Below are 8,972 nucleotides of genomic sequence, written 5' to 3' on the forward strand. Positions count from 1 at the left end.
CATGACCGTCGCCGCGAAGGTTCTGGTGGCCCCGATACGGGGATATCAGAGGTGGATCTCCCCTCTGTTCCCCCCGAGCTGTCGCTTCTACCCGAGTTGCAGTGCATATGCGGTGGAGGCGCTGACCGTTCATGGTGCGGTGCGTGGCAGCTGGCTGACCGTTCGTCGGCTGCTGCGCTGCGGGCCCTGGCATCCTGGAGGCTTGGACCCCGTGCCGCCACGGCAGCCGCGGACCGGCGCCAGTTCCAACACCGCTGCCGAGGAGTAGCTCAGTGCTCAACTTCATCTATTACCCCGTGTCGGGGATCTTGTGGGTATGGCACAAGGTCTTCGGCGCCATCTTCGGTGACGGGGCCTTCGGCGGCGCGGCCAGCTGGGCGCTCTCGGTGGTGTTCCTCGTGTTCACCCTGCGAGTGATCCTGTTCAAGCCGTTCGTCGCGCAGGTCAAGTCCATGCGCAAGATGGCCGAGTTCCAGCCCGAGATCAAGAAGCTTCAGGCCAAGTACAAGAACGACAAGCAGAAGCTCGCGGCGGAGATGCAGAAGCTCCAGTCCGAGCACGGCGTGAACCCGCTCGCCGGCTGTCTGCCGATCCTGCTCCAGGCGCCTGTCTTCATCGGCCTCAACCACGTGCTGCGGTCGTTCAACCGACCCGGGCTGTCCTACGACCAGAACATCAAGATCCCGAACTACTGGCTGCCGACCGAGGACGTCCAGTCGTTCCTCCAGGCCCGCCTGTTCGGCGCCCCGCTGTCGTCGTACATCGCGATGGCCGACAACGAGCTGAACGCGTTCGTGCCGCACGTCGGCCGCTTCGACGTCATCCTGGTGTCGATCCCGCTGATGATCGTGGCCAGCATCGCGACGCACCTGACCGCCCGGCACAACGTGGCCCGGCAGACCGCCGCGGTGACCGGCAACCCGCAGACCGCGATGATGAACAAGCTGACCCTGTACTTGTTCCCGCTCGGTGTGCTGGCCTTCGGCGCCTTCCTGCAGATCGGTCTGCTCTTCTACTGGCTGAGCAACAACGCCTGGACGCTCGGCCAGCAGTACTTCGTCTATCACCGGATCGACCGGGACGAGGCCGAGGCGAAGGCCAAGAAGGTCGAGCAGCGCAACAACCTCGCGCCCAAGCCCGGGCAGAAGCCGATGCAGCAGGTGCGCAAGGCGGCCAAGCCGGGCGGTGCGGCGGACGCGGCGGACACCACCGACGCGGCCGATGCCGCCGACACCGCGGCGGAGCAGACCGAGTCGAAGTCGAACGGATCGAGCGCGCCGGCCAACGGCAGCGCCGTCAAGAGCGACGAACCCTCGACCAAGGTGCCCGGCCTGGCGCCGAACCAAGCCCGCAAGAAGCAGAGCCGGAAGCGTCGCTGACGCCTCGCTGTTCTGGAGAGGAGAGAACGTGTCGGAGACGTTGCAGGCGGCCGAAGCCGACCAGGAGGCGACCGAGGAGCGGTCGCCGGCCAACGGCGAGGATCTGCTCGTCCAGGAGGGCGACATCGCCGGTGACTACCTGGAGCAGCTGCTGGACGTGCTCGACTACGACGGCGACATCGACCTGGACGTGGAGGCCGGCCGCGCGATCGTGAGCATCGACGGTGGCGAGGAGTTGGAGAAGCTCGTCGGCCCGCGCGGCACCGTGCTGGAGGCGCTGCAGGAACTGACCCGGCTCGCCGTGCAGCAGGAGACCGGCGTGCGCAGCCGGCTCATGCTGGACATCGCCGGGTGGCGCGAGGGTCGTCGGAGTGAGCTTCGCGAGCTCGGCAAGTCGGCGGCCGAGAAGGTGCTGTCGACCGGTGAGAAGGTGCGGCTCCAGCCGATGACCCCGTTCGAGCGCAAGGTGGTGCACGACGCGGTCGCCGCCGTGAAGGGCACCTACAGCGAGAGTGAGGGCGAGGAGCCCCAGCGTCGAGTGGTGGTCTTCAAGGAGCAGTGACCCACCGCTCCCCCAGCGCGGCCCGTTTCACGTGAAACGGGCCGCGCTTTTTTTGTGCGCCGCACGCGGGGGCGTCTGCCGCACGGCGACGCGAGGTGTTCGTTGGTCGCCGTGTTTCACGTGAAACGGGGTCGTCGGGGAAGATGGGTCGGACACGGTTTCACGTGAAACGTGCGGACTGATGGGGAGCGTATGAGCGAGGCGTGGGAGCCGCCGACGGACGTCGTGGAGCGGGTGTTCGGCGACGGGGCATCGGGGGCCATCAAGTTCGCCGCGCTCTTGGCCGACCATGGAGTAGAGCGCGGACTGATCGGGCCGCGTGAGGTCGACCGGCTCTGGGATCGCCATCTGTTCAACTCGGCCGTACTCGCCGAGGTGATTCCCCGGAATTGTCGGGCGGTGGACGTAGGGTCGGGGGCGGGACTTCCCGGCATCCCGTTGGCGATCGTGCGACCGGACATCCGCCTGACGCTGTTGGAACCGATGGCTCGCCGCGTCGCCTGGCTCAAGGAAGTCGTGGACACCCTCGGCCTCGACGTCGAGGTGGTGCGTGGCCGGGCGGAGGAGCCCGAGGTGCGACGGCGGCTCGGTGGCAGCGACATCGTCACCGCCCGCGCGGTCGCCCCGTTGGAGAAGCTGGCGCGGTGGTGCCTGCCGCTCCTGCGGTCCGGCGGGCAGCTGCTGGCGCTCAAGGGGGCCAGCGCGGCCGAGGAACTGGAACGCGATGCGGCAGCGGTGGCGAAGGCGGGCGGCTCCCAGCAGTGGGTGGCCACCTGTGGCGCCGAGGTGCTCGACGTGCCGACGACCGTCGTCGTAGTGGAACGAGACGAACAGGCCGGGCGTCGTGACGGCGGGCGTCGGAGACGGAAGGATGGGTGAGCGTGTACTCGGATCCCCAGATCGGAGCACCGCATGTTCCACGTGAAACACCGAGACACGCACAGGCACACGACGGGCCCGTCGGAGCCGGAGAGGTACTACGCCCGATGAATCCAGCAATGAGCGAGTCGGTCATGGCCGGCGAAGGCGCGACCTGGACTCCGATCGAAGCCGAGGCTCAGCGCGCCGCCAAGGTGCTGCACCCGGATTCGTTGAAGCTCCCCCGACCGACCCACCGTCGCATCATGACCGTGGCCAACCAGAAGGGCGGCGTCGGCAAGACGACCAGCACGGTCAACCTGGCCGCTGCCCTCGCGCTGCACGGACTGAAGACGCTCGTGATCGACCTCGACCCGCAGGGCAACGCCAGCACCGCCCTGGCCATCGAGCACCGGTCCGGCACCCCCTCGGTCTACGAGGTGCTGATCGGCGAGATCTCCATCGCCGACGCGGCGGCGGTCAGCGAGCAGTCCCCCAACCTCTACTGTGTGCCGGCCACTATCGACCTCGCCGGCGCGGAGATCGAGCTCGTCTCCATGGTCGCCCGGGAGTCGCGGCTCAAGGAGGCGCTGTCCGACGAGGCGCTCGACGCGCTCGGCATCGACTACGTCTTCATCGACTGCCCGCCCTCGCTCGGCCTGCTCACGGTCAACGCGCTCGTGGCGGCCAAGGAGGTGCTGATCCCCATCCAGTGCGAGTACTACGCCCTGGAGGGACTCGGCCAGCTGCTCCGCAACATCGACCTCGTCAAGAACCACCTCAACCCGGCCCTGGACGTCTCCACCATCCTGCTCACCATGTACGACGGCCGGACCAAGCTGGCCGACCAGGTGACCAGCGAGGTGCGTGGCCACTTCGGCGACACGTGCCTGCAGACCGTCATCCCCCGCAGCGTGAAGGTCTCGGAGGCGCCCGGCTACGGCCAGACGGTGCTCGCCTATGACCCCGGCTCGCGCGGTGCGATGAGTTACCTGGACGCCGCTCGGGAGATCGCCGACCGCGGCACGGAGATGGAGAGCGCATGACCCCGCCGGAACGTAAGGGCGGTCTGGGCCGCGGTCTAGCGGCGCTCATCCCCCAGGGGCCGCCGCCGGGCGAGAGCAACGGCTCGGGCGTGAAGCTGAGCGGCGTCCCGGACGACGCTCCCCCGGCGGTCGTCGGGGGCAACACGGTGGCCGGTGCGGTGTACCGCGAGGTGCCGATCACCGAGATCAAGCCCAACCCGAAGCAGCCCCGGCAGGTGTTCGACGAGGACGCGCTCGCCGAGCTGGAGCACTCCATCCGCGAGTTCGGCCTCATGCAGCCGATCGTCGTGCGGGAGCTGGGCCGCGGCGCCTACGAGTTGGTCATGGGCGAGCGCCGCTGGCGCGCCTCCCAGCGGGCCGGCCTGGACGTCATCCCGGCCATCGTGCGCCAGACCGCCGACGACGCCATGCTGCGCGACGCCCTGCTGGAGAACATCCACCGGGCCCAGCTGAACCCGCTCGAAGAGGCGGCGGCCTATCAGCAGCTGCTGGACGAGTTCGAGGTGACGCACGAGGAGCTGGCCTCTCGCATCGGCCGCAGCCGGCCGGTCATCACCAACACCATCCGGTTGCTGAAGCTGCCACTGCCGGTCCAGCGTCGCGTCGCCGCCGGTGTGCTCTCCGCCGGCCACGCCCGCGCGCTGCTCGGTCTCGAGGATTCCGGCTCCCAGGAGGACCTGGCCGCGCGGATCGTGGCCGAGGGGCTCTCGGTCCGGGCCACCGAGGAGATGGTGACGCTGGCCAAGAACGAGGCGCCGGCCAAGCCGAAGCCCGCTCCACGCAAGCCGATCCACGCCCCCGGTCTCCAGGACCTCGCCAATCGCTTGTCGGACTCGTTCGACACCCGCGTGAAGGTCGAGCTTGGTCGCCGCAAGGGCCGGATCGTCGTCGAGTTCGGTTCGGTCGACGACCTTGAGCGCATCGTCGGCCTCATCGCGCCGGATGCGACAAATCAGACACGGATCGGGGAGATCCCCTCACCTTGACGACTTACGTCACGGTGACGATGGGCTAAATCGAAGTGGGAGAGGCGCCCGGCGGCCGATGGGAAGCACGCCGGGCGGAGCCGCCCTTCGGTGCGACGGCGGTCGCCGCCGGACCGATGTTTCACGTGAATCCGGCCGACGACGGACGAGGCGTGGGTCAGCGGGGGCCGCGGGTGACGGCGCGTTCGATCAGGGACGCGAAGGTGTCGCCCAGGGAGCGGCCGGCGGCCTCGATGGCCATCGGGAGGAGCGACGTCTCGGTGAGGCCCGGGGAGACGTTGACCTGAAGGAAGTTGACGGTGCCGTCGGGGGCGACGATGGCGGTGGTGCGGGAGACGTCGCGAAGGCCGAGCAGACGGTGGGCGGCCACGGCGAGCTCGCCCACCTCGGCGGTGGCGGCGGGGGTGAGGCGAGCGGGAGTGTGGAACTCCGTGAGCCCGGCGGTGTAGCGGGCCGTGTAGTCGTAGGTGCCGGTGGTGGGGCTGATCTCGACGGCGGGCAGAGCCTCCGGCCCGTCGGTGCCGTCCAGGACTCCGACGGCGACCTCGATGCCCTCGACGAACTGCTCGGCCAGGACGGTGTCGCCGTAGGCCAGGCAGCCGACCATCGCGGCGGGGAGCTCGGAGGCCTCACGGACGACCTGGGTGCCGAGGGCGGAGCCGCCCTGATCGGGCTTGAGGATCAGGGGCAGGCCGACGCGGTCGACGAGGGCATCCAACACGGCCTGGGCGCCGAGCTCACGGAAAGTGCTGTGCGGCAGCACGACCCAGCCGGGCGTGGTGAGGCCGACACGGGCGAGCTCAGCCTTGGCAGTGGGCTTGTCCCACGCCCGACGGCAGGCCCGGGAGTCGGTGCCGACGTAGGGCACGCCGAACATCTCCAGGATGGACTGGATCGAGCCGTTCTCGCCCTCACCGCCGTGCAGGGCGACGACAACGGCGTCGGGACGGTTGCTGCGCAGGCGCTCCAGGAGGCCGGCGTCGGCATCCCACTCCTCGACGGTCAACCCGACCGAGCGAAGGGCGGCCGACAACCGGCGACCCGAGCGCAACGACACGTCCCGCTCGTGCGACAACCCACCCGACAGCACGGCCACCCAGCGATCCGACATGGGAGCCACCGTAGATGACGGTCAGGCGGTGTCCGGCGTCGGCGTCTGCGCGCCGGACAGGCGGCGGTGCTGCACGGTGCCGAAGGTGTGCAGCAGCTCCAGCTCCCCCTCCAGCACGGCGGCGAGCCGCCGAACGCCCTCGCGGATCCGCTCGGGAGTGGGATAGCAGTACGACAGGCGCATCTGCCGGCTGCCGAAGCTGTCGGCGTAGAACGCGGTACCGGGAACGTAGGCCACGCGCTGCGTGACGGCCCGCGGCAGCATGGCCTTGGTGTCCAGACCCTCCGGCACGGTCAGCCACACGTAGAAGCCGCCCTGGGGCTTGGTCCACGTGCACCCGGCGGGCAGCTGCTGCTCCATCGCGGCCAGGGTGGCGTCCCGCCGCTCGCGGTAGGCCTCCCGGTAGGTCTTGATCTGGCCCTTCCAGTCGTGCTGCGACAGGTACCGGCTCACCACGGCCTGGGTGAACGCGGGCGGGCACAGGGTCGCGGACTCGGCGGCCAGCACCAGCTTCTCCCGCACGGCGTGCGGCGCCAGCACCCAGCCGACCCGCAGACCGGGGGCGAAGGTCTTGGAGAACGAGCCGAGATAGACGACATTGGTCGGGTCGGCGGAGCGCAGCGCCGGGTAGGTCTGGCCGTCGAAGCCGAGCAGCCCGTACGGGTTGTCCTCGACCACGAGCACGTCGTGCTGGGCGCAGATCTCCAGGACCTCGGCCCGCCGCTGCACGGACAGCGTGACGCCGGCCGGGTTCTGGAAGTTGGGGATCGTGTAGAGGAACTTCACCCGACGGCCGCCGGCCTTGACCGCGGCCAGGGCCTGGCGCAGCGCCTCGGGCACCAGGCCGGCGTCGTCCATCTCGACGTGCACGACCTGCGCCTGGTAGGCGGAGAAGGTGCCCAGCGCGCCCACGTACGACGGGGCCTCGGCCAACACGACGTCGCCCGGGTCGCAGAACACCCGGGTGACCATGTCCAGCCCCATCTGGGAGCCGACGGTGACCACCACGTCGTCGGGATGCGCGGAGATGCCTTCGAGCGCCATCACGTCGCAGATCTGCTCACGCAGCTCGACGGTGCCCTGTGCGGAGCCGTACTGGAGCGCGACCAGGCCGTCGGCGGCGATCATCTGGCCGACGTCCGCGGCCAGCGACTCCAGCGGAAGTGCGGAAAGATAGGGCATGCCGCCGGCCAGGGAGACAACCTCGGGGCGGCTCGCCACCGCGAAGAGCGCTCGAATCTCAGATGCCGTCATGCCCGCCGTGCGCGCCGCGTAGCGGCCGAGGTGCGGGTCGAGGCTGCGTCCGGCCTGGTGCGCCGGCTGAGATCCGGTGTCGCTCACGCCTGCCTCCCTCAACTTGTGAGGCGTGGTAGATCAGACGAGTGTAACGGGCGTCCCGATCGAGGCTGAGTCCTTCCGACGCTCGTCACACCGGCCTATGCTGGTTCGGTCCCGTGGCGTCACGCGGGGGTCGAATCTGCGCGTGGGAGGTCGGGTGTCGCGGCGCGTTGTGGGCGTCACTCTGGACAACCTGGAGCACCTCCCCAAGCGGTGCCGGAAGTGCGTGTTCTGGGAGCTCGCCCCGCACCTCAAGGAGCAGGCCGAGGAGTACGGCCAGACCGACTTCGAGAAGGAGGCCTGGGTCTCCAGCGTCCTGCTGGAGTGGGGCTCCTGCGGTCGGATCATCTACGTGGACAACGTGCCGGCCGGCTACGCCCTCTACGCCCCGCCCAGCGCGGTGCCCAGGGCCGTCGCCTTCCCCACCGCCCCGGTGTCGGCCGACGCCGTGCTGCTGACCGCGCTGCGGGTGCTGCCCGAGTTCGAGCGGGGCGGCCTGGGCCGGGTGCTGGTGCAGGCGGTGGCCAAGGACCTCACCCGCCGCGGCGTGAAGGCGATCGAGGCCTTCAGCGACGCGTCCATCGACGACGAGTCCAGTTGCGTCATCCCGGCCAACTTCCTGCTGTCCGTCGGCTTCAAGACGGTCCGCCCGCACCCGCGCTGGCCCCGGCTGCGCCTGGAGCTGCGCACGGCGCTGTCGTGGAAGGAAGACGTGGAGGCGGCGCTGGAGCGGCTGCTCGGCACCGTGACGATCACCGGCGTCGGCAGCGCCGAGCCGAGCCTGCGCCCGGCATGAAAAACGCCCCGTGCCGGCAGCACGGGGCGATTTATCGATATCTCGGCTATTCGGCCTTGGCCAGCTCGTGCCGGATCAGGTCCGCGAACGTGAAGGTGCCGGTCGGCTGGTCGTTCTCGCCCAGCAGGTAGAGGCGCTTCACGGCGACCAGGATCCCCTCGGCCACGGTGTCCCGGAAGGCCGGGTCGGCCAGCTTCGAGCGGTCCGACTCGTTGGTCAGGTAGCCGACCTCGACCCGCACCGCCGGGCAGCGGGTGCCGATCAGGATGTCCCAGGTCCGGCCGTGCGTGCGACAGTCGGGCAGCCCGGTCCGGGCCACCAGCTCGCGCTGGATGAAGCCGGCCAGCGTCTCGCCGACGGTGGACGTGGTGGTGCCGTTGCCGGTGCCGTAGTGGAACGTCGAGACGCCGCTGGCCTGCGGCGAGGCGTTGGCGTCGACGTGCATCGACAGGATCAGGTCGGCGCCGGCCTCGTTGGCGAACCGGGCCCGCTCGCGCTCCGGCGGGCACTGGTCGGGCCCGCGGGACAGCAGCGCCTCCATGCCGGTGGCCTGCATGCGGCCCTCCAGCCGCCGGGCCAGGTCCCACACCAGGTCGGCCTCGCTGTGCGTGCCGACGACCACGCCGCGGTCCCGGCCGCCGTGGCCCGGGTCGATCACGATGCGCTTGCCCCGCAGCCGCGGGCCGGCCTTGCGGACCCGCTCCTGCTCACGCAGCAGCACGGGACGGCCGCCGCGGACCTTGGGCGTCAGCTGGCGCAGCGCGCGGACCGTCTCCGCGCCGCAGATGCCGTCCGTGGTCAGGCCGTACTCGCGCTGGAAGTTGCGCAGCGCCAGCTCGGTCTGCTGGTCGAACATGCCGGTGTGGCGGCCGGCGTCGAAGCCCAGCTCCAGCAGG

General features: G+C 70.0%; 10 protein-coding genes. 7 read left to right on the top strand and 3 right to left on the bottom strand.

Annotation, left to right across the window (positions count from 1 at the left end):
- The first annotated feature begins 1 nt into the window (after nucleotide 1).
- From yidD to KUTG_RS26450, 6 genes are all read left to right on the top strand, one after another.
- On the top strand, nucleotides 2–268 hold the full coding sequence (gene yidD, locus KUTG_RS61670) for a membrane protein insertion efficiency factor YidD (RefSeq protein ID WP_084579817.1): 267 nt from the start codon (nucleotides 2–4) through the stop codon (nucleotides 266–268).
- Nucleotides 269–272: 4 nt separating this feature from the next.
- Entirely contained in the window at nucleotides 273–1,379 is a 1,107-nt protein-coding gene (gene yidC, locus KUTG_RS26430; RefSeq protein ID WP_043720490.1) for a membrane protein insertase YidC, read from the top strand.
- A gap of 28 nt (nucleotides 1,380–1,407) precedes the next feature.
- Entirely contained in the window at nucleotides 1,408–1,941 is a 534-nt protein-coding gene (locus tag KUTG_RS26435; RefSeq protein ID WP_043720493.1) for a Jag family protein, read from the top strand.
- Between the two features lie 192 nt (nucleotides 1,942–2,133).
- Nucleotides 2,134–2,820, top strand: a complete 687-nt coding sequence (gene rsmG / locus KUTG_RS26440; RefSeq protein WP_043720494.1) for a 16S rRNA (guanine(527)-N(7))-methyltransferase RsmG — start codon at nucleotides 2,134–2,136, stop codon at nucleotides 2,818–2,820.
- Between the two features lie 107 nt (nucleotides 2,821–2,927).
- A complete protein-coding gene (locus KUTG_RS26445) occupies nucleotides 2,928–3,845 on the top strand; it encodes a ParA family protein (protein ID WP_043720496.1) in 918 nt (305 codons plus the stop codon).
- Nucleotides 3,842–4,831 carry a ParB/RepB/Spo0J family partition protein gene (locus KUTG_RS26450; RefSeq protein ID WP_043720498.1) on the top strand — a complete coding sequence of 330 codons (990 nt, stop codon included), beginning with the start codon at nucleotides 3,842–3,844 and terminating at the stop codon, nucleotides 4,829–4,831. Before KUTG_RS26445 ends, KUTG_RS26450 begins: the two co-directional genes overlap by 4 nt.
- Nucleotides 4,832–4,988: 157 nt before the next feature.
- Here the strand turns inward: KUTG_RS26450 and KUTG_RS26455 are convergent, their stop codons facing one another.
- Both KUTG_RS26455 and KUTG_RS26460 read right to left on the bottom strand, forming a co-directional pair.
- Nucleotides 4,989–5,942, bottom strand: a complete 954-nt coding sequence (locus KUTG_RS26455) for a D-alanine--D-alanine ligase family protein (RefSeq protein WP_043720501.1) — start codon at nucleotides 5,940–5,942, stop codon at nucleotides 4,989–4,991.
- Between the two features lie 21 nt (nucleotides 5,943–5,963).
- Nucleotides 5,964–7,283 carry an aminotransferase-like domain-containing protein gene (locus KUTG_RS26460; RefSeq protein WP_043720503.1) on the bottom strand — a complete coding sequence of 440 codons (1,320 nt, stop codon included), beginning with the start codon at nucleotides 7,281–7,283 and terminating at the stop codon, nucleotides 5,964–5,966.
- A 154-nt stretch (nucleotides 7,284–7,437) separates the two neighbouring features.
- Between KUTG_RS26460 and KUTG_RS26465 the strand changes: the two genes are divergently transcribed.
- On the top strand, nucleotides 7,438–8,076 hold the full coding sequence (locus KUTG_RS26465) for a GNAT family N-acetyltransferase (RefSeq protein ID WP_116174433.1): 639 nt from the start codon (nucleotides 7,438–7,440) through the stop codon (nucleotides 8,074–8,076).
- 46 nt (nucleotides 8,077–8,122) lie between these two features.
- Here the strand turns inward: KUTG_RS26465 and KUTG_RS26470 are convergent.
- A partial coding sequence (locus KUTG_RS26470) for an N-acetylmuramoyl-L-alanine amidase (protein WP_043720506.1) occupies nucleotides 8,123–8,972 on the bottom strand: 850 nt, incomplete at its 5' end.

Origin of the sequence: Kutzneria sp. 744, from assembly GCF_000568255.1 — a bacterium.
Taxonomy (GTDB): domain Bacteria; phylum Actinomycetota; class Actinomycetes; order Mycobacteriales; family Pseudonocardiaceae; genus Kutzneria.

What these genes read in the sequence shown, in the direction of transcription:
- yidD (WP_084579817.1), top strand. Translation starts at nt 2, where the DNA reads ATGACCGTCGCCGCGAAGGTTCTGGTGGCCCCGATACGGGGATATCAG.
- rsmG (WP_043720494.1), top strand. Translation starts at nt 2,134, where the DNA reads ATGAGCGAGGCGTGGGAGCCGCCGACGGACGTCGTGGAGCGGGTGTTC.
- KUTG_RS26445 (WP_043720496.1), top strand. Translation starts at nt 2,928, where the DNA reads ATGAATCCAGCAATGAGCGAGTCGGTCATGGCCGGCGAAGGCGCGACC.
- KUTG_RS26450 (WP_043720498.1), top strand. Translation starts at nt 3,842, where the DNA reads ATGACCCCGCCGGAACGTAAGGGCGGTCTGGGCCGCGGTCTAGCGGCG.
- KUTG_RS26455 (WP_043720501.1), bottom strand. Translation starts at nt 5,942, where the DNA reads ATGTCGGATCGCTGGGTGGCCGTGCTGTCGGGTGGGTTGTCGCACGAG.